17 protein-coding genes and 1 tRNA gene are annotated in these 26,358 nt (G+C 63.7%); 10 read left to right on the plus strand and 8 right to left on the minus strand.

Annotation, left to right across the window (positions count from 1 at the left end; genetic code table 11):
- Positions 1 to 63: 63 nt before the first annotated feature.
- The 4 genes from gabT to K3F44_RS18715 all read right to left on the minus strand — a co-directional run bounded on the left by gabT (position 64) and on the right by K3F44_RS18715 (position 7,459).
- Entirely contained in the window at positions 64 to 1,344 is a 1,281-nt protein-coding gene (gene gabT / locus K3F44_RS18700) for a 4-aminobutyrate--2-oxoglutarate transaminase (protein ID WP_101322592.1), read from the minus strand.
- A gap of 177 nt (positions 1,345 to 1,521) precedes the next feature.
- On the minus strand, positions 1,522 to 2,964 hold the full coding sequence (gene gabD, locus K3F44_RS18705; RefSeq protein WP_101322593.1) for an NADP-dependent succinate-semialdehyde dehydrogenase: 1,443 nt from the start codon (positions 2,962 to 2,964) through the stop codon (positions 1,522 to 1,524).
- Between the two features lie 428 nt (positions 2,965 to 3,392).
- Positions 3,393 to 5,069, minus strand: a complete 1,677-nt coding sequence (locus K3F44_RS18710; RefSeq protein WP_220632773.1) for an aryl-sulfate sulfotransferase — start codon at positions 5,067 to 5,069, stop codon at positions 3,393 to 3,395.
- Between the two features lie 17 nt (positions 5,070 to 5,086).
- Positions 5,087 to 7,459, minus strand: a complete 2,373-nt coding sequence (locus tag K3F44_RS18715) for a TonB-dependent receptor (RefSeq protein ID WP_409077654.1) — start codon at positions 7,457 to 7,459, stop codon at positions 5,087 to 5,089.
- A gap of 156 nt (positions 7,460 to 7,615) precedes the next feature.
- Here K3F44_RS18715 and K3F44_RS18720 point away from each other — a divergent pair, with 156 nt between their 5' ends.
- Positions 7,616 to 8,530, plus strand: coding sequence for a LysR family transcriptional regulator (locus K3F44_RS18720; RefSeq protein WP_101322596.1), 915 nt, complete (start codon positions 7,616 to 7,618; stop codon positions 8,528 to 8,530).
- A gap of 136 nt (positions 8,531 to 8,666) precedes the next feature.
- On the opposite strand, the gene K3F44_RS18725 is transcribed toward K3F44_RS18720, so the two are convergent.
- Together K3F44_RS18725 and K3F44_RS18730 are read right to left on the minus strand one after the other, a co-directional pair.
- Positions 8,667 to 9,572 (minus strand): TauD/TfdA family dioxygenase, encoded by a 906-nt coding sequence (locus K3F44_RS18725; RefSeq protein ID WP_150573567.1) that lies wholly within the window; start codon positions 9,570 to 9,572, stop codon positions 8,667 to 8,669.
- A gap of 41 nt (positions 9,573 to 9,613) precedes the next feature.
- Positions 9,614 to 10,666, minus strand: a complete 1,053-nt coding sequence (locus tag K3F44_RS18730) for an ABC transporter substrate-binding protein (RefSeq protein WP_220632775.1) — start codon at positions 10,664 to 10,666, stop codon at positions 9,614 to 9,616.
- A gap of 364 nt (positions 10,667 to 11,030) precedes the next feature.
- Here K3F44_RS18730 and K3F44_RS18735 point away from each other — a divergent pair, with 364 nt between their 5' ends.
- The 4 genes from K3F44_RS18735 to K3F44_RS18750 all read left to right on the plus strand — a co-directional run bounded on the left by K3F44_RS18735 (position 11,031) and on the right by K3F44_RS18750 (position 13,950).
- Positions 11,031 to 12,569: an ABC transporter permease gene (locus K3F44_RS18735; protein WP_259407003.1), complete on the plus strand. Its 1,539-nt coding sequence runs from the start codon at positions 11,031 to 11,033 to the stop codon at positions 12,567 to 12,569.
- Complete coding sequence (locus tag K3F44_RS18740) at positions 12,566 to 13,429, plus strand: ABC transporter ATP-binding protein (RefSeq protein WP_101322600.1); 864 nt, start codon at positions 12,566 to 12,568, stop codon at positions 13,427 to 13,429. Before K3F44_RS18735 ends, K3F44_RS18740 begins: the two co-directional genes overlap by 4 nt.
- Before the next feature lie 119 nt (positions 13,430 to 13,548).
- A tRNA-Arg gene (locus tag K3F44_RS18745) sits at positions 13,549 to 13,625 on the plus strand.
- Positions 13,626 to 13,722: 97 nt separating this feature from the next.
- On the plus strand, positions 13,723 to 13,950 hold the full coding sequence (locus K3F44_RS18750; RefSeq protein ID WP_220632777.1) for a hypothetical protein: 228 nt from the start codon (positions 13,723 to 13,725) through the stop codon (positions 13,948 to 13,950).
- A gap of 17 nt (positions 13,951 to 13,967) precedes the next feature.
- Here the strand turns inward: K3F44_RS18750 and K3F44_RS18755 are convergent, their stop codons facing one another.
- The gene (locus tag K3F44_RS18755; RefSeq protein WP_220632778.1) at positions 13,968 to 14,936 is read right to left on the minus strand and encodes an LppP/LprE family lipoprotein; all 969 of its coding nucleotides are present in this window, start codon (positions 14,934 to 14,936) and stop codon (positions 13,968 to 13,970) included.
- A 45-nt stretch (positions 14,937 to 14,981) separates the two neighbouring features.
- Positions 14,982 to 15,887 carry a hypothetical protein gene (locus tag K3F44_RS18760; protein ID WP_150573571.1) on the minus strand — a complete coding sequence of 302 codons (906 nt, stop codon included), beginning with the start codon at positions 15,885 to 15,887 and terminating at the stop codon, positions 14,982 to 14,984.
- A gap of 210 nt (positions 15,888 to 16,097) precedes the next feature.
- Between K3F44_RS18760 and K3F44_RS18765 the strand changes: the two genes are divergently transcribed.
- Genes K3F44_RS18765 through K3F44_RS18785 form a run of 5 tightly spaced genes read left to right on the plus strand, consistent with a single transcriptional unit; the run spans position 16,098 to position 26,354 of the window.
- Positions 16,098 to 17,549 (plus strand): SrfA family protein, encoded by a 1,452-nt coding sequence (locus tag K3F44_RS18765; RefSeq protein ID WP_220632779.1) that lies wholly within the window; start codon positions 16,098 to 16,100, stop codon positions 17,547 to 17,549.
- A 15-nt stretch (positions 17,550 to 17,564) separates the two neighbouring features.
- Complete coding sequence (locus K3F44_RS18770) at positions 17,565 to 20,645, plus strand: virulence factor SrfB (protein WP_101322605.1); 3,081 nt, start codon at positions 17,565 to 17,567, stop codon at positions 20,643 to 20,645.
- Positions 20,642 to 23,353 carry a virulence factor SrfC family protein gene (locus K3F44_RS18775; protein ID WP_220632780.1) on the plus strand — a complete coding sequence of 904 codons (2,712 nt, stop codon included), beginning with the start codon at positions 20,642 to 20,644 and terminating at the stop codon, positions 23,351 to 23,353. Before K3F44_RS18770 ends, K3F44_RS18775 begins: the two co-directional genes overlap by 4 nt.
- A gap of 5 nt (positions 23,354 to 23,358) precedes the next feature.
- Positions 23,359 to 24,399, plus strand: coding sequence for a hypothetical protein (locus K3F44_RS18780; RefSeq protein WP_220632781.1), 1,041 nt, complete (start codon positions 23,359 to 23,361; stop codon positions 24,397 to 24,399).
- Positions 24,396 to 26,354, plus strand: coding sequence for a vWA domain-containing protein (locus K3F44_RS18785; RefSeq protein ID WP_220632782.1), 1,959 nt, complete (start codon positions 24,396 to 24,398; stop codon positions 26,352 to 26,354). Before K3F44_RS18780 ends, K3F44_RS18785 begins: the two co-directional genes overlap by 4 nt.
- Positions 26,355 to 26,358: the final 4 nt, after the last annotated feature.

Raw genomic sequence — 26,358 nt, forward strand, 5'->3', positions numbered from 1 at the left:
CTAGCCCGCTCGACAGGCATAAAAAAACCCGCCTAGGCGGGTTTTTTTCTGACGCGGGTCACATTACGCGAGTTCAGCGAAGCACTCTTCGATGATCGCCAGGCCCTTGTCGAGCAGCGCGTCTTCGGCGGTCAGCGGCACCAGGATGCGCAGGACGTTGCCGTAAGTACCGCACGACAGCAGGATCAGGCCCTTGTCGCGCGCCTTGGCCACGACCTGGTTGACTGCTGCAGCGTTTGGCGTGTGCGAGCCAGCGGCGTCGAACACTTCAACTGCAATCATCGAACCCAGTGCACGCACATCACCGATGATCGGGTGCTTGGCCTGGATCTGGCGCAGGCCAGCGACCAGGTGCTCGCCAACAGCCTTGCTGCGGTCGAGCAGTTTTTCTTCTTCGAACACCTGGATCACGGCCAGGGCCGCGGCGCAGGCGATCGGCGAACCGGCGTAGGTGCCGCCCAGGCCGCCTGGAGCGATGGCGTCCATGTACTCGGCCTTGCCGCACACACCGGCCAGCGGGAAGCCGCCAGCGATGGATTTGGCGAAGGTGGTCAGGTCAGGCGCAACGCCCATCTGTTCCATGGCGAAGAAGGTGCCAGTACGGCCAGCGCCGGTCTGCACTTCGTCGGCGATCAGCAGGATGCCGTGCTGGTCGCACAGGGCGCGCAGGCGCTGCATGAACGGCTTGGTCACCGGGATGAAACCACCTTCGCCCTGAACTGGCTCGATGATGATTGCAGCGATGTCTTTTGGCTCGGCGTCGTTCTTGAAGATGCGTTCGATGGAAGCGATCGAGTCGTCGATGCTCACGCCGTGCAGCTCGTTCGGGAAGATCGCGCGGAAGATGCCGCCTGGCATCAGGCCCATGCCGGCCGAGTATGGTACGACTTTACCGGTCAGACCCAGGGTCATCATGGTACGGCCGTGGTAGCCGCCGGTGAAGGCGATCACGCCAGCACGGCCAGTGGCAGCGCGGGCGATCTTGACGGCGTTTTCAACCGCTTCGGAGCCGGTGGTGACCAGCAGGGTCTTCTTGTCGAAGTCGCCTGGGACCAGCTCGTTGATTTTTTCGCACAGCTCGACGTAAGGCTCGTAGGCCAGCACCTGGAAGCAGGTGTGGCTGACCTTGGTCAGCTGGTGCTGAACAGCGGCAACCACTTTCGGGTGCAGGTGGCCGGTGTTGAGTACGGCGATGCCGCCGGCGAAGTCGATCAGTTCGCGGCCTTCAACGTCGATCACGGTAGCGTTCTTCGCGGTGTCGACGAAGATCGGGTGGATCTGGCCAACGCCACGTGGGACGGCGGCGACACGACGTTGCATCAAGGATTCGTTGGTCTTGCTCATAGTGCCCTCAATTGCGCCGACTGATAGCGGCGCTTGGGGGTGGCTGGGTCTGTTCGCGATCAGTATTCGTTGATCGACTGGCGCGAGCGCCCGGGCCACCAGGTCCTGCAATATAAAAAGACCAGCGAGACGTCGCTCTCGCGCCCCGCTGGCAGAGGTAAAAACCTTGCTACTGGATCAGACGCTGATGCACAGGTACTTGATCTCGAGGTAGTCCTCGATACCGTACTTGGAACCTTCGCGGCCCAGGCCCGAAGCCTTGATGCCGCCGAATGGCGCAACTTCGTTGGAGATCAAGCCGGTGTTGATGCCGACCATGCCGTATTCCAGCGCTTCGGCAACACGGAACACACGGCTCATGTCGCGGGCGTAGAAGTACGAGGCCAGGCCGAATTCGGTGTCGTTGGACATGGCGATGACTTCGGCTTCGTCTTTGAAGCGGAACAGCGGCGCCAGTGGGCCGAAGGTCTCTTCCTTGGCTACGGCTGCAGTTTTCGGCACGTCGACGAGGATGGTCGGTTCGAAGAAGTTGCCTTCGATCAGCTTGCCGCCGGAAAGGATCTTGGCGCCTTTGCTGACTGCGTCCTGGATGTGCTCCTGGACCTTGGCTACAGCCTTGCCGTCGATCAGCGGGCCGGTGGTGGTGCCGTCTTCCAGACCGTTACCGATCTTGAGCTTGGCCACAGCGGCCTTGAGCTTCTCGGCGAACGCGTCGTAGACGCCGTCCTGCACGTAGATACGGTTGGCGCAGACGCAGGTCTGGCCGTTGTTGCGGTACTTGGAGATGATCGCGCCTTCGACTGCCTTGTCCAGGTCAGCGTCGTCGAACACGATGAACGGAGCGTTGCCACCCAGCTCCAGCGAGACTTTTTTGATGTCCTTGGCGCATTCCTGCATCAGCTGGCGGCCGATTTCGGTCGAGCCGGTGAAGGACAGCTTGCGCACGATCGAGTTGCCGGTCAGCTCGGTGCCGATGTCGCCGGCGCTGCCGGTGACAACGCTGAACACGCCAGCCGGGATGCCGGCGCGGGTGGCCAGCTCGGCCAGGGCCAGAGCGGAATACGGGGTCTGCGAAGCAGGCTTGAGCACCATGGTGCAGCCAGCGGCCAGGGCCGGGCCGGCTTTACGGGTGATCATCGCGGCCGGGAAGTTCCACGGGGTGATGGCCGCGGTAACGCCGATTGGCTGCTTGATGACGATCAGGCGCTTGTCTGGCTGATGGCCCGGGATGGTGTCGCCATAGACGCGCTTGGCTTCTTCGGCGAACCACTCGATGAACGAGGCGGCGTAGGCGATTTCGCCCTTGGCTTCAGCCAGCGGCTTGCCTTGCTCGGTGGTCATCAGGCGAGCCAGGTCGTCCTGGTTCTCGATCATCAGCTCGAACCAGCGACGCAGCTTGTTCGAACGCTCTTTGGCAGTCAGGGCACGCCAGGCCGGCAGGGCCTTGTCGGCAGCTTCGATGGCGCGGCGGGTTTCAGCGGCGCCCATCTTTGGCACGGTGCCGATGACTTCACCGGTAGCCGGGTTGGTCACCTGGATGGTCTGGCCGTTGTCCGCATCCAGCCATTCACCGTTGACGAAGGCTTGCTGGCGGAACAACTGAGCGTCTTTGAGCTGCATGTCGGCTTCCCTTGAGCACCGTGAGCGCACGGAGCGAATTATTGATTGTTGAACACGCACCCCAACACGGAAAACGGCCGTTACGGGGCTTGAGCGTTTGAAATCTCAAACGAATCGTAAGGGTCTGTTGGGTCTTGGACAATAGGCTGTTCGAAAAAAAGAACGAGTGGTTGAACACCTCGTCCGATTTTCGCCAGCGTTGCGTGGCCCGCGCAGGGCCCGACAACAGTAGCCCCGTGCGTCGTGAAAGGCCAGCGACGCTGGCGCGGCGGATATTTGGGGAATGGCGCAGTCTTGATGTAGGAGCGGCCTTGTGTCGCGAAAGGCCCGCAAAGCGGGCCCGGCGATGTCAGCGGCAAAGCTGATAATGTGGGGCCGCTGCGCAGCCCTTCGCGGGTGAACCCGCTCCCACAGGTACTTGTACGCTTTTAGAATGCCTTGTCGAGTTCGATGACCAGCGCGCGGTAGCCGACGCTGCCTGGCTGGCGGCTGAGCACTTTGAGCTCGACCAGCACTTCTTGGGTGCCGCGGCGCACTTCGTTGAGGGTGGTGGTGGTGAGTTTGTCTTTGGTGAGGAAGCCGACCGAGGCCGAATAGATGAACTGGGTGTCGGTTTCCGGGCGGTAGGCGACCACCGAGGTGACCGGGCTGTACCACTCGTCTCCGCGCTCCTTGCCGTATTCCCAGACCTGCTCGACAGTGCCTTTGGCTTCATCGATACGGTATTCGACGGCGCGGCTGTAGTTGCCGCTGAGCTTGGTCGCGGCAAAGTCGCGGCCCCAGCCGTTATCGAACACAGTCAGCGTGCCTTTGCCGGTGAGCCAGGCGGTGTGCTGGGTCCACGACCAGTCGAAGCCTTCGCTGGCGATCGGCGTCAGCACCTTGTCGCGCAGGCGCTGCGGCCAGCCCTGCGGTGAGGCCAGAATCCACTTCACCTGCTTGTCGCGACCGATCTTAACCACGCCTTGGTGGCGTGCTGAAATGATAATGCTGTCGTCATCTGCGTCGTAGTCGATGGCATTGACGTGGGCCCAGTTGCGCCCGGTGCCGACTCCGGGGATGTCGCCGAACGGCAGGTCGCCCTCGGCCAGTTCATTGGCCAGGTTGCTGTCCTGCCGAGCCACGCCGGCGGGTAATTGCACGGCGGCCTTGCCGAGGGTTTCCAGTAGGTCGCCGCGATACGGGTCGAGGATCTGGTTGAGGTCCCAGAACTCCAGCACATCGCCGGCTTCGTTGACCTCGATGATGTGGTCGCGCACCGAGCGCACGCGCTTGCCGTCAGGGCGGCGATAGTCGCTGGTGCCGACCCGCAGCAGGTAGGTGCCATGGGGTGTTTCGCGAATCTCGTGGGAGAAGTCGGCGAACTTGTCCGGCAGGTTGCGCTGCCACACCTGGCGGCCGAGCAGGTCGTACTTGGAGTAGGTCTGGCCCTGGCCCCAGATCAGTTTGCCGTCGCGGGTCTGCTGGAAGCCCATGGTCCCACCAAGGCCATCGCGGCGGTTAGAGTCGTGGATCTGTTCGATGTCCAGATACCAGCGCACGTCGCCATTGCTGTCGGAAATCCAGTTGTTGCCGACCTGGTCCCACTCGGCAGCGCCGCCCAGGGCATTCCACTTCAGGGCACGACCACCGGGGATATCGCCGAGCAGGTGGTTGAACAAGTAGAGGCGCTGCTCGAAGCCCGGCGCGACCTTGACCGGTACTACTTCAGGCAGGGCGGCGGTCTGCTTGGCCACCACCGGCAGGCGCACGGCCGGGGCGTAGATCTGGTACTGCTCGCGGATGCGCTCGCCGTCGAGCTTGTAACTGACCTCGACCTGGTTGACGTGGTCCGGGTACAGGCCAAACACTGGGATGCCGCCGTAGGTCCACAGCGAGCGGTCGCTGACGTCGTAGCTGATATCCACCCCGCGCTCGCCACGGCCGCGCACGCGCACATGGGCGGCGCTGATCGCGCGGCCGCCATCGCGGATGATCGCGGTCAGCGGCGCCAGCCGGTACGGGTTGACCACCACGTCGCCGAGCAGCGCTTCGTCACGGTCGGGGACCTTGGCAGTCAGGCAAGCGCCTTCGGGCAGGTCGAGGGTTTCGGTCTTGGCATTCATGGCAAAGCTCCTTGTACTTAGAAGTCGTAACGGGCGGTGGCACCGAAGGTGCGTGGGGTGCCGAGCACGCCGGCATAACCGCCGTTGGCGGAGTTCCACAGGCTGGTGAAGTAGGTTTTGTCGCCGGCGTTTTTCACCCACAGCGACAGGTCGACGACGCCGTCACCTTGGTCCAGGCGCACGCCGGTAGAGAGGTTGACCAGCGCGTAGCTGGGGATCTGGCCGAAGTCGGAGTCATCGATGGTGCCCACCGCCCGCGAGCGGAAGGCGTAGCTGGCGGTGACGTAGGGCTCGATGCGATCCGTCAGCTGCCATTTGTACTGGCCGTTGAAGTTGGCGATGTACTTGGAGGCGCCGACCACTTGATGGCCAGACAAGTCGCAGGTGGCGGTGGCATTGGCCAGGCTCACTTCCGGCGGGCATGGCGCGTCCTTGTAGTCGGTGTAGCGCACGTCGTTCCACGAGCCGTTGAAATTCAGGGTCAGCCCCTGGATCGGCAGCGCCGTGGCTTCGAACTCGACCCCGCGCGAACGCACGCTGCCGGCGTTGGCCAGGTACTGCACGCGGTTGACCTGGTCGTAGACGTTGGCCTGGTAGCCGTGCACCTGGGCCCAGAACAGGTTGCTGTTGAGCTGCAGGCGGTTGTCGAACAGGGTGGTCTTGAGCCCGACTTCGGCGTTGTTGACCCGCTCGGTACCGACCAGCAACGAGTCGGTGCCCAGCCTTGGCGCGGCGCCGACGGTAAGGTTGACCCCGCCGGATTTCTCGCCGTGGGTGAGGCTGGCGTAGCCGAGCACGGCATCGCTGAAGCGGTAGCTCAGGCTGAGCAGGCCGGTCGGGCTGAAGCTGTACTGGTTGAGGTCGCCCGAGTCGTAGGCGCCGACCCGGCCATTGCGCGCCGCAGCGGCCGCACCGGTAACCGCCGCGCCACCGCTGGGCGCAGCGCGGTCGACCCAGGCGCTTTTCTCTTCATAGGTGCCGCGTACGCCGGCGGTGAAGTCGAGGCGGTCGGTCAGGTGCCAGGTGCCCTGGGCGAACAGCGCGTAACTGTCGGTATCGATGTGGCCGTTGCCGATCGTGGTGACGTTGGCCAGCGCGCCCGCTGGGGTGGCGTTCCAGATGTCCGCCTGCGGGCCGTAATAGTTGAACGATTTGTTGTCCAGGTCCTGCTTGAAGTAGTAGGCACCGAGCACGTAATCGAAGAAGCCGCCGGTCGGCGAGGCCAGGCGAATTTCCTGCGAGTACTGCTTGTCGCGCACCGACACGCCGGCGTTGTAGCTGGCCGCCACGTTGAGGCCGTCGTCGTTGCGCGGGGTGAAGTCCCACCAGCGGTAAGCGCTGATCGAGGTCAGGGTGAAATCGTTGGGCAGGGTCCAGTTGGCCTCGACCGAGGTGCCGCCCTGGAACACCGTTACCTGCTGATCCGAGTCGAAGTTGACCTTGCGGTCCTTGCCCGACACCAGCGTCGCACCGGCCTGGTTGGCCAGGCTTTCATAGCGGTTGACCCCATTGATGGTCGGGCCGGTGCTGTACAGGCTGAGGATGCCGTTGTTGGAGTCCTCTTCGTTGTACTCGCCGATCCAGCGCAGGTTGAACGCCTCGTTGGGCTTGAACAGCAACTGGGTACGAAAGCCCTGACGCTTGCCGCCATTGAGGTCGTCGCCGTTGTAGACGTTCTTCACATAGCCGTCGTCTTCGGTGCGGTAAGCGCTGATGCGCCCGGCCAGGGTGTCGCTGAGCGGGCCGGAGTAGCTGGCCTGGGTCTGCCAGTAGCCATCTTCGGCCAGCGAGGTCTGCACGCTGCCCTCTGTATGGAAGGTAGGTTTGCGCGTGGTGATGTTGAGCACGCCAGCGGTGGTGTTCTTGCCGAACAAGGTACCTTGCGGGCCGCGCAGCACTTCCAGTTGCTCGACGTCGAGCAGGTCGAATACGGCCATGCCCGGGCGGCCGAGGTAGACGTTGTCCAGATAGATGCCGACGCTGCCTTCGAGGCCATCGCTGGCCGGGTTGTTGCCCAGGCCTCGGATGGAAATGCTCGACTGGCGTGCATGCACGTAGGAGACGTTGGTACTCGGTACCAGCTGTTGCAGATCCTGCACGCGGTAGATGCGCTGGGTTTCGAGGGTTTCGCTGCTGAGCACACTGATCGGGGTCGGCACGCTTTGCGCTGTTTCTACGCGGCGGCGGGCGTTGACCGTGACCGTACCGAGTTGGGCACCCGCCTCCACCGCGGGCGTGGCGCCGACGGGTTGGTCAGCAAAACTGCTGTTGGCCGCCGCAAGCAACACCCCGGCGGCAAGCGGCTGCAGGGCAAACAGTGTGGCCCGGGCGGGCCAGCGGGAAAGTCGAGACATACGGGTGCTCCTAGAGGCGTGGGCCTTGGCGAGCATTTCCGTTGGCGGAACCGAATCGCGGTCTGGCAGGCTTATATTCTTATTTGATCTATAAATATGTTTAATTCATATTTTGTGGAATAAGTAACACCCTTTATAAGGTTCACAACCCTTCCTGCCAATTGCATTTCACCGAAAGTTTCCATGTAGAAAATGCATATAGATCTGCGCCAACTGCGCCACTTCATCGCCCTGGTCGAGCACCGCAGCTTCGTTGCTGCGGCCGTTGCCGTGAGCCTGTCGCAATCGGCCTTCAGCCGGAGCATTCAGACCCTCGAGCACAACGTCGGCTGTCGCCTGATCGACCGCGCCAGCAAGGAGCTGGCACCGACCCGGCAGGGTTTGCTGGTGCTGGAGCACGCGCGTCGGCTGGTGCATGGCGCGCACAACCTGGCCAACGAGATCAACCAGTTCAACGGCGCGACGACCGGCCTGGTGCGCTTCGGCTCAGGGCCGGCGCCGGCCGGCGGGTTGGTACCGCGGGCGGTGGCGCGGTTCGTTGCCGAATACCCGGCGGCGCGCACCTGTTTTCAGGTGGATAACTGGCAGGCGCTGAACCGCCGGTTGATGGCCGAAGAGATCGAGTTCTTTGTCGCCGACACGCGTCAGTTCGAAGCCGACCCGGACTACCGCGTGCACAAGCTGACGCCGCAGCGCTGGCACTTCTGCTGCCGCGCCGGGCATCCGCTCACGGCTCAAGCCGAGGTGCGCGCGCGGGACCTGTTCGACTATCCGCTGGCGACCACCTTCCGCCCGCCGAACATCCGCAAGATCCTCAGCGACCTCAGTGGCCGGCAAGATTTTTTGCCCAGCGTCGAGTGTGAGCATGGTTACGCGCTGCTCAATGTGGTCGCGCACTCGGACACCATCGGCATCGCCTGCAGCGCCAATCTGCGGCCGTATCAGGGGGAAGGTGGGCTGGTGGCGCTGGAGCTGGTTGACCTCAGCCAGGAGCAGGAAGATGAGTGCTATACACGGTATGGCGTGGTTAGCCGAGTGGGGTATGGTTTGTCGCCGTTGGCGCAGGGGTTGGTCAGGCAGTTGCTTGCCTGTGATAGCGAGACTTGAGTGTTTCAGGTCGATCTTGGGGCCGCTTTGCGGCCCTTCGCGGGGCAAGCCCGCTCCCACAGGAATTTGCAGCGCCGCCGTAATCCTGTGGGAGCGGGTTCACCCGCGAAGGGCCGCAAAGCGGCCCCCGGCCATATCAGCCCTTGCGAGTAGTGCGGCTCAACTGGCCATCCACCCCCACCGGCACTTCGCCGGCCAAGGTCACCCGGCGCACGATGCGCGGCTGGGTGCCGTAGTCGTCCAGCGCGTAATGCTGGGTGGCGCGGTTGTCCCAGATCGCCACATCGCCGACCTGCCAACGCCAGCGCACAGTGTTTTCCAGGCGAGTGACATGCCCTTGCAACACAGCGAACAGGTGCGCCGAATCGGCCTGTGAATAACCTTTGATGCGTTTGACGAACTGGCCCAGTTGCAGCACGCGCTCGCCACTGATGGGGTGCACACGCACCACCGGGTGTTCGGTCTCGTAAACGGTCGAGGTGAACACCTTGCGGTGGCGCTCGAGCTTCTCCGGGCTGACATCCGGTTTGGCCGTGGCGTAGTCGTATTCGTTGCTGTGCACGGCCCAGAGCTTGTCGGCCAGCTCGCGCAGCGGCTCAGGCAGCTCGCGGTAGGCGGCTGCGGTATTGGCCCAGACGGTGTCGCCGCCCGAGGCGGGAGCGACCACGCTGCGCAGGATCGAAGCTTTCGGGTAGGCATCGACGAAGGTCACGTCGGTGTGCCAGGCATTGGCCCGCTGGCCTTCCGCGCCGTCGAGCTGGAACAGGTAATGGCTGCCGTCGAGTACCGGCACGGTCGGGTGTGCGACTGGTTCGCCGAGGCGCTTGGCAAAGGCTTCCTGGGCAGCATCGTCGAGGTGATGCTGGGCGCGGAAGAAGATCACCTTGTGTTCCACCAGGGCAGCCTGGATGGCATCGATGCTGGCGGCGTCCAGCTCGGCCGACAGCGCGATGCCGCGAATCTCGGCGCCGATACGGCCGCCAATCGGCAGGATTTCCAGTGCAGCGGTGTGTGGCGCGGTAGCCAGTGCGGCGTTGCTCATAGCGGTGGTCCTCACGGTCATATGACGGGCGTTGTGATGATTCAGCGGGCGGCCTGGGTGGCCTGGGTCTGTTGCAGGGCAGCGTCGAGGAAGCGTGGCTCGATCCATTCGGAGACTTGGAAGCCGCGGCGGATCAGGCGCTCTTTGGCAGCCAGATCGACGCCTTGCTGGAGCAAGCCGACAAACTCGGCGTCCAGCCGTGGATCGAAGTACTCGGCGAGGTTTTCCTCAGCCAGGTCGCCTTCGAGAATCACCCGCGGGTAATTGGCGGTGGTGGCCACCAGCTCGATGTAGGCCTGGCGGTTGTGCTCGTCGCGCAGCCATTGGCTGGCCTGCTCCTGGGCCTTGACCAAACGTGCAGTCAGCTCGGGGTGCTGACGGATGAATTCGCCGGTGCCCAGCAGCACCGCCTGGGTGCTGCCGGCGCCCTTGAGGTCGCGCGAACTGACCGGCAGCTCGACCAGCCCGCGCTCACGCAGCGAGAGCAGGTTGGACAGGCCCCAGGTGGCGTCGATCTGCTTGGCGGCGATGGCGGCATTGGCGGCGTTGAAATCCAGGTTGATGACTTTCAGGTCGCGTTCGGACAAGCCCTGGCTGGCCAACGCGCTGGCGAACGACAGCTGGTTGGCCGTGCCGCGGAACACCGCCACGCGCTTGCCCTTGAGGTCGGCCAGGGTCTTGATGCCTGAGCCCGGCACCACGCCGAGGTAACTCTTGACCCCCCGCACACCAGCCGACAGCACCCGCGTATCGAGGCCATTGGCCTTGCCGATGATCGCTGCCAGGTCGCCGAGGTAGGCGAAGTCAGCCTGGCCGTTGGCCAGCGCTTCGTTGATCACCGGGCCGGCGCCCTTGAAGAAGTGCCAGTCGATTTTGATGCCGTCTTTGGCGAATTCCTTTTCCAGCAGTTGCTGGCTGCGCAGCACGTCGACCACGCCACCGGCGCTGGGCTTGCTGCCGGCGCTGAGGTCGGGCACGGCGATACGGATGCTGTCGACTTCGGCAGCCTGAGTAGTCAGGGCGAGGCCGCTCAGCAGGCCGGCCAGCACGGTCGGGGCGAAGCGGGTGAGTAGGTGACGTAGCGGGGTTTTCATGGCACGGCTCCTTGGCAGGCTGCCACCGGCAAGGGCCGGCGCTTTGGGCAGAAGCTAGGCAAGGATGGTTAGAAGTAACAAAGACTGAATGTGCATGCTTTAGTAACTAAAAGGCATAAATCAGGGTTGGCGGGGTGTGTCGCCGGGGTTGCGGAACGTGCATTTGAAATATGAGTAGAACGCATTGCCTGGGGGGTTCTCGATGCGTGGCCTGCATGCTCTTATGTCTTGAAATTATCTATGCGTAATTTTTTATTCTTTTATTGAATATGTTAATTGCGGTTTGTTGGAGGGCGCGATGGGCGACATTTTGCGACAGGGACGGGGATTGCTGGGGCAGCTGCGCAGCCCTGTTGCGTCCGGCATGGCGCCCCGTCATGACCGTTCCGGCCAAGGGTGGCTGGCCTGGATAGTGCCAGTGGGTTTGGCGTTGTTGTGGGTGGTGGCCAGCCGTTGGCATTGGATGAGCGAGCAGATTCTGCCGGGGCCGGCGCTGGTTTGGCAGAGTGCGCTGGAGTTTGGCAGTGCCGAGCTTTGGGGGCACCTGTGGATAAGTTTGCAGCGGCTGCTTTACGGGTTGCTCGCGGGGATTGCCGGCGGATTGCTGCTGGGGACTTGGCTGGGCGCTTCGCGCAGGGCGCAGACGTTGGTGATGCCGACGTTCATCGCACTGGCACAGATCCCGACGCTGGCCTGGATCCCGCTGTTCATGCTGTTTTTCGGCATCGGCGAGCTGCTCAAGCTGGTGGTGCTGATCAAGGCGGTAGTGGTGCCGGTGACCTTGCACACGCTAGTGGGCGTGCGCGATGCACAACCCAAACTGCGGGAAGCCGCAGCGACCTTGCGCCTGCCGGCACATTTGCTGTTCCGTCGGCTGCTGTTGCCGGCTGCCCTGCCGTTGTTTCTGGCGGGAGTGCGGCTGGCGCTGGCGACAGGCTGGACCTCGCTGCTGGCCGTCGAGCTGCTGGCCTCCAGCGAGGGCATCGGCTACCTGATGGTGTGGGGTCGGCAGCTGTTCATGCTCGATCTGGTATTCCTCTGCATCGTACTGATCGGCGCGGTCGGGTTCTTGATGGACCGCGGTTTCAGCAGCCTGGAGCGGCGCCTGTTGTTCTGGCCGCAAGCGGCTACCGGCGAGCAAGGCCGGGCGCAGTTACCACGGGCCTGGCAAGGATTGTTGTTGCCGCTGGGCCTGCTGGCGCTGTGGCAGGCCGCCAGCAGCTTTGGCTGGGTCGACGACAATATTCTTACTTCGCCACTGGGCGTGCTGGCCAGCCTGCAGGCAGGCATCGCCGATGGCTCGCTGCTGGAGGCGCTGCGCTTGAGTCTGCAGCGGGCACTGAGCGGCTTGCTGCTGGGCGGCGGTGCAGGCTTTGCGCTGGGGGTACTGCTGGGCTTGTCGAAACCCGCCGAACGAACCCTCGGGCCGACCCTGTCAGCCCTGCGCCAGGTGGCGATCTTTGCCTGGGTGCCATTGCTCACCGCGTGGTTCGGCCTGGGCGAAGCGGCCAAGCTGGTGTTTGTCAGCCTGGCGGCGTTCTTCCCGCTGTTCATTGCAACCCAGCGCGGCATCGCCAGCCTGTCGCCGCAGTTGGGAGAGGCTGCCCAAGTGATGGGCCTGAACCTGCCCAAGCGCTTGCGCTTGCTGATTTTGCCCGGCGCTGCCCCCGCAATATTTGCCGGCCTGCGCCTGTCGCTGATCTACGCCTGGCTGGGCACCATCGGCGCGGAATACTTCATGCCGTCCGATGGCGGTATCGCCAGCCTGATGCTCGGCGCACAGCAGCTGTTCCGCATGGACCAGGTGATGGCGGCGATGGTCCTGATCGGCCTGATCGGCGCCCTGCTCGGCAACCTTGGACAACGCCTCGAATCGCGCGCCACGCGCTGGAGAACTGCATGAACGCCTTCAACACCTCGACCCTGCACGCCGCCAATCAAGCCGACACCACGCCAGCGCTGGTGAGCTTCGAGCAAGTCGGCAAAACCTTTACGGTCGATGGCCAGGCCTTCGAGGCCATCAACAACTTCAATCTGGCCATCAACGAAGGCGAGTTCATTGCCATCGTCGGCGCCTCCGGGTGCGGTAAGTCGACTTTGCTGCGGCTGTTGGTGGGCCTGGATACCGACTACAGCGGCAGCATTCACGTCGATGGCAAGCCGGTGCAGGGCATCGGCGGCGAACGCGGCATTGTCTTTCAGGAGCACCGGCTGTTCCCGTGGCTGACGGTCGAGCAGAACATCGGCCTGGGGCTGGTCAACGAGAAACTGAGCCAGGGCGAACGCGCCCGCCGCGTGCATGAGTTCGTGCAGTTGGTGGGTCTGGTTGGCTTCGAGACGGCGTATCCGCACCAGCTGTCTGGCGGCATGGCCCAGCGTGTGGCAATCGCCCGAGGGCTGGTCGCCAGCCCGCGCATCCTGCTGTTGGACGAGCCGTTTGGCGCGCTCGACGCCTTGACCCGACAGCAGTTGCAGGACGAACTGCTGGCGATCCGCGAGCGCTCCGGCATCACCACCTTGCTGGTCACCCACGATGCCGAAGAGGCCACCTATCTGGCGGATCGGGTGGTGGTGCTGGAGCCGCGCCCGGGGCGGATCAAGGCGGTGGTCGAGATAGACCTGCCGCACCCGCGCCAGCGCACCGGGGTGGCGCTGCATGGTTTGCGCGAGCGGGTGCTGCATCAGATCACCGGCGACGGCGGTTACTTCAAGCCCGCGTCGCAGCGGGTGGAGGGCTTGCGCCCGGAGTTGATTGCCTTGTGAGGTAAGCACCGCTCCGACATTCGTGCCCGTAGTGCCGCTGGGCATGTTTCACAACGAAAACGGCTACAGATCAAGGCGATGGACGCGCTAGGCCAAGATGGGTATCATTGCGCCGCGTTGCACTCGTAGCTCAGCTGGATAGAGTACTGCCCTCCGAAGGCAGGGGTCGTGGGTTCGAATCCCGCCGAGTGCGCCATATCAAGAAAAAGCCCTGGGACTTGTCCCGGGGCTTTTTCGTTTGTGCGGACCTCACCTGCCAAGCAGCGACAAGCCCATTGCAGGGGCGAACCTGGTTGATGTGGCCTGAGGGCTGCCCGTACCGGCAGTCGCTGCAACGCTGGCTGACGCCGCACGGGCTAGAGGTGAACATCACCAGCATTGCCAGCTACGGCATCAGCGGCTTCAGCTTCGCCGACCTGGCGCCAGTGCAGAACTACTTCATCTGCAACAAGCACACTGGCAGCCACCCTGCCAAAGACAGCTTTGCGGCGCTGCTTGGCGCTGAATATCACTTAGCTTGAGCGAAGCGCACCAAGCGTCAACCCGCTGACTTAACCGTATCCGGCAGCTCGGCAAAGGCTGCACCATTCCACTGATACTTGACCACACTCTCCTGGCTCGGGCAGCAGCGTGGATCTTCGTCGCTGTGAGTCAACACGGTCACGCCGATCAGGTTCGGGCCGAGCAGCTGTAGGTCGGTGGCGCCGCCGAGGATGGTCTTGCCTTTGGCGCTCCAGCTGTTGCCATCACGGTACAGCGCCGCAAGGGTCTGGAACGAGCCATTGCCACCGCCCTGGCCTTCGATGGTGTAAAGCACCACGGCATCTTCGACGCCATCTCCATCGAGATCCACTTCCAGCACCTGACGGCCTTCGTCGTATTCACTGCCGCCATCGGTTGCAATTTCGTCCGCAACCATCTGGTCGATGGCGACCTTGAGCAGCGCATCAGTTGCGCCTGGCGGCTGCACGGCTGGCTGCTGTTCTGGAGCAATAACGGTGCTGGTGGCCGGTTGGCTGGCTGCGCTGTAGTGCGCCATTGCCTGGGCATTCGGGGTCAGGCCAGCAGCTTTGATCCTGGCGATGTATACCTCGCTTATGCGCTTGCGAATAGGCTCCAGTTCGCTCTGGGAAAACTCCATCACCCCTTTGCCATCGAACGGCTGTGCATCGCCAAGAATCCAGCGTGAAAACATCCCGGGGCGGCTCGCTTCGAGCGCACTGACGACGTCATCCTTGACCTCACGCACTGCCTGTTCATAGAGGTCCCAGCCGGCATCGCCAAACATCGCGAGAATGGCCTGCTTGTCTTCCGGCCCGGCGAACGGCACTGCTTCAACCAGACCAATGTTGTAATCAATGGTCTTGCTGACACAGCTGTTGGTGAAATTGCCAAAACACTCCTGGCGCAGCTCCTGCAGCGCTCGCGCCTGCTGGAACTGGCTGACTGCATCGCAACCGGCCAGCCCCAGTACCCCACCCATCGCTACGGCCCATTTCAACTTCATGTTGCTTTCCTTGTGTGACGGGCCGCTCAAGCGACCCGCAGTCGATCAATCCTGTTCTGCCTCGATCACTTGCCCATTACGGCGGTCGCCGTGCACTGCCATGTAGCGCACCAGTTGACCAATCCGCAGGTCGAGTGCCTGCAACAGCCGGTGGCGGGTGTCGTTGACTTCACGCTGATTGAAGAACCCCGGCGCCTGGGTGTAGAGGTCGAACGCCTGGTTGATCTGCGCCGGGGTGAGGACGGTGAAGTTTTCCCCGGCATTGTGGTTGTACAGCGCGACCAGGGTGCCGTTCTGGTTGCCGGCGTTATGCACGAACAGCAGGCTGACGTGCTGGCCGGGGCGGATGCGCACCTGGGTATTGTTGAGCTGGAAGCACGACTCTTTGCCATTTTCCAGGCGCACCCAGAACTCATGCTCCTGCACGTTGTGGGTGCTCACCTGCATGCTCGACGAACTGCTGCCAGTCGAGCCGGTGCCCTGCCACATCGTGCCGCCAGTGGTGCGGTGCGAGTGGTAGGCGTCGAGGTGGGTCTGGTTGCGCTTCTGGCTGTCGAGCACTTCGCCATTGAAGACAAAGAACCCCAACTGGCGCTCGAAGTGGTTGAACGGCTCTTCGATGAAGTTGACGTCGTCGGGCGCCAGGGTGATGTCGTACATGGTGCGGATCATTTCGGCGCGAGCGGCCTTGTCGCGCTTGGCCTGCTCTTGCAACTGGGCGCGGCGCAGCTTGGCGTCGTCGATGGCCTTGAGCGCCTGGGCCTTGAGAATCGGGGTTTTCTCCTGGGCGTAGACGGTGGCCTTGTCGCTGGCCTGCTTGAGGATCGGCGCAGCTTTTTGCCCGGCCTCGACAGCCAGGTCACGGGCTTTGTCCAGCGCCTGGGCGGCTTTGGCAGCCAGCTCGGGGTTGGCGTCGTAGGCCTTTTTCTTCAGGTCATCCCAGAGACTCATCGTGGTCACGCTCCATTGTGCAAGGGCAGATCAGCCGGTACCGCTGACCGGGTGCGGGCAGTTTAACCGCAAGCCGGGGCAATGACGTCAAAAAGCCATCTAACTTAAATTGACGGCTAAATGACTTTGCAAGTAGTGTTGCGCGGCTATTCAGTATCAAGGTGTGATTACTGAAACGGATCGATACAAGACTAGGTAGGGTCTACAAGGATGCGCGGAGTATTGCTACGCAGTGGTAAGAGTGAAAACTTTACCGCTTTGGGAGAGACTGGCCAGCCGGTCTATCGTGCCGCTTTGCAGCTGCGCGAGGCGATCCGCCGCAAGTACCCGGAGCATCCGCACCTGGTCGAGCACCTGGCCATCCCGCAGCCGGATGCGCTGGGCAGCACCCTTGACTGGTACAGCGAGCGCCCGGGCGATGTGATCCCTTGGAGCAGCGCTACCGAAGAAGAGCGAGCGCCTGCCCGAGCCCAGCTCGAAGTACTGCAGCTGCGCATCAATGACCTGAGCAACAGCATGCTCGGCCTGGATGCCAACGGCGCGCCGTTGCCCGGCGCCCGCAATGCCGTGCAGGGCGACAACACAGTGTTCGGCAAGCTGCTGACCTGTGTGGTGCCGTTTCCCGACGAAAACTTCGTGTATCTGGTGGATGGCCGCCCGGTCCTGACCTTCTGGGGCTTTATCCATGCCGGCGCCGAGCGCAGCCGCCAGCCCTTGCATTGCCTGTATCCGCGTGCTGCCAAAGCCGCCGAGCCAGTGATCGCACCGCCACCCGTGCCACCGATTGCTCCTGCGCCAGTACCGCCGGTTGCGCCGCCAGTGCCGGTTGCCGCCGCGCCGTGGTGGCGTCGGCTGGGTTGGTGGTGGCTGCTGCCATTTTTGCTGCTGTTGCTGCTGTTGTTCGGCCTGCGCAGCTGCTGGCCGGGCCTGAATGTGCCGGGCCTGCAGCTGCCTGACCCGAATCCGAAAGCGCCGGTGATCGACACTGGAACGCATAGCGGCAGCGGCACTGGCAACCTGGGTACTGGCACCGGTCAAGTGCCGGGCACCGGTGCTGGCCTGCCAGACGCTGGCGGCACTGGCCCAGGGGCCGGCAACCCAGATGCAACGCCACCTGCACCCGAGCCAACACCTGAACCGCCAGTGTCGGGCGAGACCACCGCGCCTGAGCCTGCGCCTGAGCCTGAACCCGCCCCAGCGCCAGCGCCGGAACCCGCGCCTGCACCCGAGCCAGGCCCGAGCACGACGCCACCCGAACTGCCAACAGAACCCCCTGCGCCCGCTCCCCAGGCGAACCTGCTCAGCATTCCGCCTGACGCCGCCGAAGGCACCGCCAGCTTCCTCAATGGCGACTGGGCCGGTGCCGGCATCCAGGAAGTCGGCACCAGCAAGCCGCTGCGCCTGAAGTACGACTTCAAGGACGGCAAAGGCAATGCCACCGTCAGCCGCTCCGATGGCGTGCGCTGCCAGGCACCGGTTTCGGCGGCCATGAATCAAGGTCAGCTGTCGATCACCAGTGCCGGCCAAGCCGCCTGTGCTGACGGCAGCAGCTACGACCTGCCCCAGGTCAATTGCAAGCCAGGCGCATCCGGCCCGGCTGACTGCGCCGGCAACTATGGCGCCGACGCCTTCCCGATGCTGATGAAACAAGCCGGCCAATAATACGAGACGCAGAAGATGTTGCCCGAAATCACCCAGTTCGAAGAAACGGTCACGCTGGTCAGCGATACCGGCATTCAATTCATGGATTTCGCCCTGCGTCTCGGCCCGGACGGCGAGCAAGCGGGCAAGTTCGTCCAGCTCAACAACGGCATGGTGCCGACGCGCCTGCTGTGGTCGCGCGAGTACAAGGACTTCTACGAGCCGGAGCCGGACAAGGTCGTCCAGGTCGAATTCGACAGCAGCGACGACAACCACTTCCGCGTCGCCATGGAAGAAAGCCTGAAGCTGTTCGATGGCGTCTGGCTGCCATTGCCGTTCCTGCGCTTCATGGCGCCGCATCGGTTTGACGAAGGCCCCAACAACTGGTCGCGGATGCGCCTGGTCAAGCTGGCCGAGCCGGACCTGGACGGCAATACCCATCGCCTGACGCTGGCCTTCGATACGCGCATCATGGCCGCAGTGGCCGGTGCTCATTACCTGGCGCCGAACGAAGAAGACGTGCGCTCCGGGGTCGATTTCAAGCTGGCCTGCAGCGCCCGTGAATACGGCTGGTTCCTGACCCACGGCTGGATCCGCGAGTGGCTTGCCGAGCTGTATGGCGAAGCCCGCGCCGAGTGGACCCGCGAGCGCCTCGAACGTGATCTGCAGGGCAACCGTCACCTGGCCCACTACCTCAACCTGCTGAGCCTGTTGCGTCGGCCAGTGCCGGCTGAGCAGAGCGTCGAGAAGCCCAAGGTCGAAATCCCGGAAATCAAGGTTGTCGCCAACGAGATTCAGGGTGTGGTGCAGCCAATCCCGGTCGACCTGGTACTCGATGTGGGCAACTCGCGCACCTGCGGCATCCTCATCGAGGACCACGGCCAGGCAGGCTCCGGTATGCGCCACAACTACGTGCTCGAACTGCGCGACCTGAGCGAGCCGGAGAAGGTCTACAACGAAGCCTTCGAAAGCCGCGTCGAGTTCACCCAGGCCTACTTCGGCAAGGATAATTTCTCGGTCAAGAGCGGCCGCCACAATGCCTTCCAGTGGCCGACCATCGCCCGCGTCGGTGGCGAAGCCGGACGCCTGGCCAGCCGTCGCCGCGGTACCGAAGGCTCGACCGGGCTGTCCAGCCCCAAGCGTTACCTGTGGGATGAAAAGGCCTACGGCCATGGCTGGCGCTTCAATACCTCCTACGTCAAGAGCGACAAGGAGCCGCTGGCCACCGCCGCACCGTTCGCGCACCTGATCAACGACCTCGGCCAGGCCCTGTACCTGCCGCCGAAGAACGACATGCCGGTGTTCACCCCGCGCTATTCGCGCAGCAACCTGATGACCTTCATGCTGGCCGAAGTGGTCACCCAGGCGCTGGCCCAGATCAACAGCCCGGCGCAGCGTTCGCGCCAGGGCCACGCGCGCGTGCCGCGCCGCCTCAACAGCATCACCCTGACCGTGCCGCCAGGCATGCCTCAAGCCGAGCGCAGCATCCTCAGCAACCGCATGTACGAAGCCGTCGGCCTGGTCTGGAAGAGCTTTGGCTGGCATGCCGGCGAGAGCAACCCGTTCAAAGACAAGAGCATCGTCCCGCGCACGCCGCTGCCAAGCATCCGCGTCGATTGGGATGAAGCCAGCTGCGGCCAGCTGGTGTACCTGTACAACGAGGTCAACGAGAACTTCGCCGGTCATCCGGAAGAATTCTTCGCCGCCCTCGCCCGCCCGGACAAGCAGGAAGCCGAGCAGATCACCCTGGCCACCATCGATATCGGCGGCGGCACCACTGACCTGGTGATCACCGACTACCGCCTCGACCGTGGCAACAACGGCGGCGCCGGGGCCAACGCGCACATCGTGCCGAACCAGCGTTTCCGCGATGGCTTCAAGGTGGCTGGCGACGACATCCTCCTCGACGTGATCCAGGAGTTCATCCTGCCGTCGTTCCGCAAGGCCCTGCAGGGCGCTGGCGTGAGTGCGCCGGACGCGATGATGTCGCGCCTGTGCGGCAACGGTGATGCCTCGGCGCAAGAGCGCATCCTGCGTCAGCAGCTCAACCTGCAGATCTTCGTGCCGCTGGGTCTGGCCCTGCTCAAGGCGTACGAGAACTACGACCCGGCGCAGCCGCAGGACGTCGTCGAGCAGACCTGGCAAGAGGTGTTGGGCACTGCCGTGATCAACGACAGCGTGCTCGAGTTCGTCAATGCCGCAGTGCGCCGCGAAGTCGGCCGCGAAGGCACGCTGGAGCTGCTGCAGACGCCGATCACGTTTGACCTTGAGCAGGTCCATGCGGCCTTCATCGGCGGCCAGATCAACATCACCCGGATCCTCGCCGAGCTGTGCGAAGTGATCTCGCACTACCCTTGCGACATGCTCCTGCTGACCGGCCGACCGTCGCGCCTGCCGGGCATTCAGGCGTTCATCCGCCAGCGCCTGCCGCTGCCGCCAGGGCGCATCCTGCCGCTGCAGAACTACCGCACCGGCGGCTGGTACCCGTTCCACCGCAACGGCCTGATCGATGACCCGAAGAGCACCGCTTCGGTCGGCGCGATGATCTGCCTGCTGTGCTCCAAGCACAGCGTGCCGAACTTCTATTTCCGCACCGTCGAGCTCAAGCCGTACTCGATCATCAAGCACTTCGGCCAGATCGACACCGCCGGCACCATCAAGCATGCCGACGTGCTCTACCACAACCTGCAGTCGGCCAAAGGCCGGATCGAACTGCCGATTGTTGGCGAAGGCGAGCAGCGCGGCACGCCGTGGCTGGAAATGCGCGGCGACATGCACCTGGGCTATCGGCAGTTGTCGGCCGAGCGCTGGTCGGCCTCGCCGCTGTACACCTTGCGCTTCACCCCGCGCGGCAGCAGCGCGTTCTCCAAGGCACTCGGCAAGGGCGGCGAAGCGCCGGTACTGCGCGTGCGCCTGGAGGTCGAGGAGCCGTCGGACCAACTGCTGGAGCAGGGTTTGATCAGCGACAAGCTGATCATCTGCGACCTGCAATCGAATATTCAGGATGCCGATTTCGATTACGACCGGGATCTGGAGCTTGCCCTCAATACCATGCCAACCATGAGCTTGAGTGACAGCGACTATTGGCTCGACAGCGGGAACGTCAAAGGAAAATGAGCGACCTTACGCCGAAGCAACAACAGTTGATGAACGCCTGGGGCGCTGTCCATGAAGGCGCCGGCCAGGCCCTGTCGTGGATCGACCAGGTGCGTGGCAACGCCGCCAGCGTGGAAGCCGAGGCCGATGGCCTGAGCCTGCGTCTGCGCCAGGCGCGCAACCGCGCCAAGGACCTGCGCAAGGCCGCGTCGACGCCAATGGTGATCGGCTTCTTCGGCCTGTCCCAGGCGGGCAAGTCGTACCTGATCTCGGCCCTGGCGGCAGATCAGCGCGGCCGGCTTGAAACCGACTTTGGTGGCAAGACCCTGGACTTCATCGAGCACATCAACCCGACCGGGTTGGGCAAGGAAGCCACCGGCCTGGTTACCCGCTTCAGCCGCCTGGCCAAGCCCAGCCCGGATGCCAACTACCCGGTCGAGCTGAAGCTGTTCAGCGAAGTTGAAGTGGCGAAGATTCTCGCCAACGCCTGGTTCGAGGATTTCGATCAGGAGAAGCTCGACTACAGCCTCACCGACGATAGCCTGCAAGCGCTGCTCAAAAGCTTCGAAGGCCGCGAGCAGGAGCAACTGCATCCCGGCGTCAACGGTGACGACGTGGTCGCCTTGTGGGACTACCTCAAGGGCAACTACGAAAAATCGGTACGCAAGCTCGATGACCACTACTGGCCACGAGCAATCAAGCTCGCGCCGCACCTGAGCTATCGCCAGCGCGCCAAGCTGTTCTCGGTGCTGTGGGGCGAGCAGCCAGCGCTCACCGAAGTGTATGAACTGCTGGTCGGCGGCCTGCACAAGCTGGGCTTCCCCGACACCGTATATGCGCCTTTGAGCGTGTTGGTGAAGGACGACAACGGCAGCTACACGCCGACCAACAGCATCATGAACGTGGATATTCTTGGCCGTCTCGGCACCAGCCGCGATTTGCCGGTAAGCGTGCTGCCACTGCACGGCGACAAGGTTCAGAGCAGTGTCGGCCTGACCGTCGCCCAGCTCGCCGCGCTGACTGCCGAGATGACCTTCCGCCTGATCAACAGCCCCAAGGACCCGGTGGTCGAAGCGGTCGATCTGCTCGACTTCCCTGGCTACCGGACCCGGCAAAAGCTGCTGCGCCTGGAAGACGCTGCCAGCCCGGACGCAGTCGAAGAGGTCAACCCGGCCTCCAGCCTGATCCTGCGCGGCAAGGTCGCCTACCTGTTCGAGCGCTACACCGACGCCCAGCAGATGAATGGCCTGGTGCTGTGCACCAGTTCGTTCAAGCAGAGTGAAGTGGTCAGCGTCGGCCCGGTGCTGACCCGCTGGATCCACAAGACCCAGGGCGCCACGCCAAAAGAACGCGGCCAGCGCACTCCGGGCCTGATCTGGGCGCTGACCATGCTCGACGGTTTCATCGGCAACACCCTCGGCCTCAGCGAAGGGCAGCTGCCTGAAGGCTGCGAGAACATGATGAAGCTGACCATGATCGAGCGCTTCGGCGCTCAGGAATGGATGAAAGAGTGGGCCGACAGGCCGTTCAACAACACCTACCTGGTGCGCAAGCCGCGCCTGGACACCGCGTTCATCGAGCGCGACAGCGGCAGCGGCGAAGAAACCCACTTCAACGAGCGCCACGAGTTGCGCCTGCAGCAGCTGCAGCAGTGCTTTGCGCAAAGCCCCTCGGTACAGCGCCATATCAAAGACCCGGCCGATGCCTGGCAAGCCATGCTCGCCCTCAACGACGGTGGCATCAGCCGCTTCAGCGCCAGCTTCCAAGGCATCAGCGACATCGACTTCAAGCTGACGCGCATCGACGAACAGCTGCGCCAGTGCCGCGCCGATCTGCTCGAACACGGCCTGCATGCATGGCGCGAAGAGGACTTCGAGCAGCTGCTGAACAAGAAGCGCGAGAAGACCCAATATCTGGTCGACAACCTCGGTGCCGATCCGGACGCGATCAGCGAGCTGATCAACGCCCTGCAATTGCCCGATGAAGAACTGCGCGAGCTGTACCTGGGCGGCGTGTATGACATCGACGGTATCGATGGCGAGGCAGAGCCCGAGCCGGAAAGTGCCGCCAAGGCGCCGGCCAACAAAGCCCCGGCGATCAATTTCGGCAACCTGTTTGCCAGCCCCGCAGCCGCGCCCGCTGCAGTCACCGCGGCCAAACCGCTGGCCCAGCGCTTGAACTCGGAACAACGCTTTGCCCGCGCCGCACTTAAAGCGTGGATCCGCCACATGCGCGAGCTGGGCACGCAGACCTTGCGCCTGAACAGCATGCGCATCAGCCGCGATCTGGCCGATGCCTTGACCGAAGAGCTGATCAGCGCCGTGCGCCGACCGGCCTTCCTCGCACAGCTCGACCAGGCCGTGACCCGGCGCATCCTCGGTGGCGCCCGGCGCGACCAATTGGTGCAGCGCCAGGTGATGAACGTGCAGCTGTTGATGCGCGACTTCCTGTCCTGGTTCGGCCTGCTTGCGCAGCCACTCAGCCAGCGCCCGAATTGTCTGATCGGCGAGCGCCAGCCAGTGTTCGGCTTCTACCAGAACGTGGCCCTAGGCGAACTGCCGGAGCTGCCGGCGCAGCCGTCACACCAGGAGCAGCGCTTCCTCGTCGACTGGCTGTCGGGCCTGGCCTGGCTGACCCAGGAAAATGCCAAGAACGGCGCCGACCCCGAAATCACCACCGAGCAACGTCGCCAGTTGGCGGTGTTGCTGAACACCTTTGAAGCGAGCTGACTGTAATGGGTATCAGAGTTGATGTGCTGCCACTGACCGTGAACACGCCGGGCCATGCCGTGCTGCGGATCACCGGCTGGGAGGGCGCGAGTGACGGCCTGGAGCTGTCCCTGCAGAGCAGCCAGACCCACGAGTTCCTCCACCCTGGCGCACGCTGGGGCAACGTCGCCCATGGTTTCAAGCTCGATGCCTTGCAGCCGGTGGACGGCGCGCCGGGCCTGGAAACGCGCATTGGTCCTGAGCTGATCGACCCCTTGCTGGAAGCCAGCGGCACCGCCAACTTCCGCGTGGAGCTGAGCGATCCGCAGCAAGGCCAGAGCGACATGGGCATGCTGCGCATCAACAACGAGGTACTGCCGTCGACTTCAGGTGCACCACAGCAGACGCCGCCCCCGCTGCCGGTTCCACCCGCACCTGAGCCGGTCGCGCCAGCGCCAGTCAGCGTGCCTGAAGAACCTGTAACCACAGCCGTTGAACCGGAGCCGACCCCAGAGCCGGTAATCAATATAAGCAAGCCGATCTCCCCTGCTCCGGCCAAGACCGGCAACCGCTGGCTGCTGCCGCTGTTGCTGGTGGTTTTGTTGCTGCTCGCCGCAGGCGGCGCCTGGTGGTGGTTCAACAAACAACCAACCGCATCGGTCGAAGCACCGAAGCCCGAGCCCAAGACCGAACAGCCAGCGCCCCCTGCGCCCACTGCCGCCCTGCCCTGCACCCTGGAAAGCATGCAGAGCGAAGGCGAGATCCCGTTCGTCCAGGCCTGCATCCAGAACGCCCCAGGCTCGGCCGCGCTGCTGGAAGTGATCAACCAGGCCAAGGCCAGCAACCACTGCGGCGTTGCCCAGCGGCTTTACGCCAACCGCGCCCAGGGCGGCGACATCGAAATCGCCAGTGCCTATGCCCGCGAGTACGACCCCAAGTACCACCAGCCCAGCGAATGCTTCAAGGCGCCAGACAACGCCACCGCAGCCTACTGGTACGAGACCATTCTCGGTTTCGATGAGAACAACGCCGAAGCCAAGCAACGCTTCGAGGAGCTCAAGCCATGAGCCTGCGCAGCCTTGGCGCCGCCCTGCTGGCCTTGAGCCTGAGCCCGGTGCTGCACGCGGCCGACAAGCCGCTGCTGCAAGAGGGCAAGAAAACCCTGTTCCAGCGCGTGCTGACCACCCCCGGCTGCAAGCTCAGCGATGCCGCCGGCGCGGCGCCGGGCAGCGCCCAGCCGACCTTCAGCCGCTTTTATGTGTACGAGCGCGCGGCGGTGGACAACCGCCAGTGGCTGCGCGTCGGCCCGGATACCCAGGGCAAGAGCATCGGCTGGCTGCCGGGTGACTGCACTGTCGAATGGAAAATGCAGCTGACCCTGGCCTTCACCAACCCGGCCAACCGCGACCGGCTGATGTTCTTCAAAGACCGCAGCCAGCTCGAAGGCATCCTCGATGCGCCCGACCCGGTCAGCAAGGTGGCGCCATTGCGCGCCCAGCTCAAGAACGGCAAGGAAGCGCCTGGGGTATTGGCCCAGGAGCCGGAGTACTTCGTCGACCTGCAGAAAAACTTCTACCTGCTGCCGGTCCTGAGCGGCGAAGAAGTGATGACTGAAGAAGGCTTCCGCACGCGCATCCTCAACGTCGCCTCGGTGAGCAAGGCCGACGTGGCCAGCAGCGCGGCACCTGCGGCCGGCAGTGCTGCCAGCCAGGCCGCCGCCAACACCCAGATGAAAGCGTTCAGCGCGGCGGTAGTATTCGTCATCGACTCGACCATTTCGATGGACCCGTACATCGACCGCACCCGCGAAGCGATCAAGCGTGTCTACGCCCAGATCGAGAAGGAGAACCTCGGCCAGCAGGTCAAGTTCGGCCTGATCGCCTACCGTTCCAGCACCCAGGCAGTGCCGGGGCTGGAGTACGTCAGCAAGATGTACGCCGACCCGAACACGGTCAAGGACGGTGCCGACTTCCTCAGCAAGGTGGCGGATCTGAAGCAGGCCAAGGTCTCCAGCAAGGTCTTCGATGAAGACGCCTATGCCGGGGTCATGCATGCGGTCGACAAGGTCGACTGGAGCCAGTTTGGCGCGCGCTACGTGGTGCTGATCACCGATGCCGGCGCGCTGGATGGCAGCGACAAACTGTCCAGCACCGGCCTTGGCGCCGAGCAGGTCAAGATCGAAGCCAGCAACCCTGGCGTTGCTCTGTACACCTTGCACCTGAAGACCCCAAGCGGGGCCAAGAACCACGGCAGCGCCGAAGCGCAGTACCGCGCCCTGTCGACCTACCCCGGCACCAACACCTCGCTGTACTACCCGGTCAATGCCGGTGATGTCGACGAGTTCGGCCGCAAGGTCGACAGCCTCGCTGGCGCCATCACCCAGCAGGTCCGTTCGGCGTACATGGGCGAAGACGCCGTTGGCAGCGCCACCAATGCCAAGGCCAGCCCCGCCGAGCAGAAGATGCTCGAAGACGCCGCGCTGATTGGCCACGCGATGCAGCTGGCGTACCTGGGCAAGGCCAGCGGCACCCAGGCGCCGCCGGTGTTCGAGGCGTGGATCAGCGACCGTGACCCGATCAAGCAGAACGTGCCCACCACCGATGTGCGGGTGCTGCTGACCAAGGCGCAGCTGAGCGACCTCAGCGACGTGCTCAAGCAGATCCTCGACGCCGCCAACGAAGGCATGATCTCGCCCAGCGAGATGTTCACCCGCCTGCGCGCCGTGGCTGCGACCATGGGCGCCGACCCTAACCAGCTCAAGCAAGACGCCCGCGTGGCCGACCTCGGTGTGCTCGGCGAGTACCTCGATGGCCTGCCGTACCAGAGCGAAGTGCTCAACCTCGATGAAGAAACCTGGAAAGGCTGGGACGGCCTGGCCCAGGAGAAATTCATCCGCAACCTGAGCACCAAGCTGCGCCACTACCAGCGTTACAACGCCGATGTTGACCGCTGGGTGGCGCTGGCCCCGGGCGCCGACAGCCGCGACAACGTCTACCCGGTTCCTCTGGAAATGATGCCCTGACCAC

It is taken from the genome of Pseudomonas sp. S07E 245, from assembly GCF_019599025.1.
GTDB classification, from domain to species: Bacteria; Pseudomonadota; Gammaproteobacteria; order Pseudomonadales; family Pseudomonadaceae; genus Aquipseudomonas; species Aquipseudomonas shirazensis.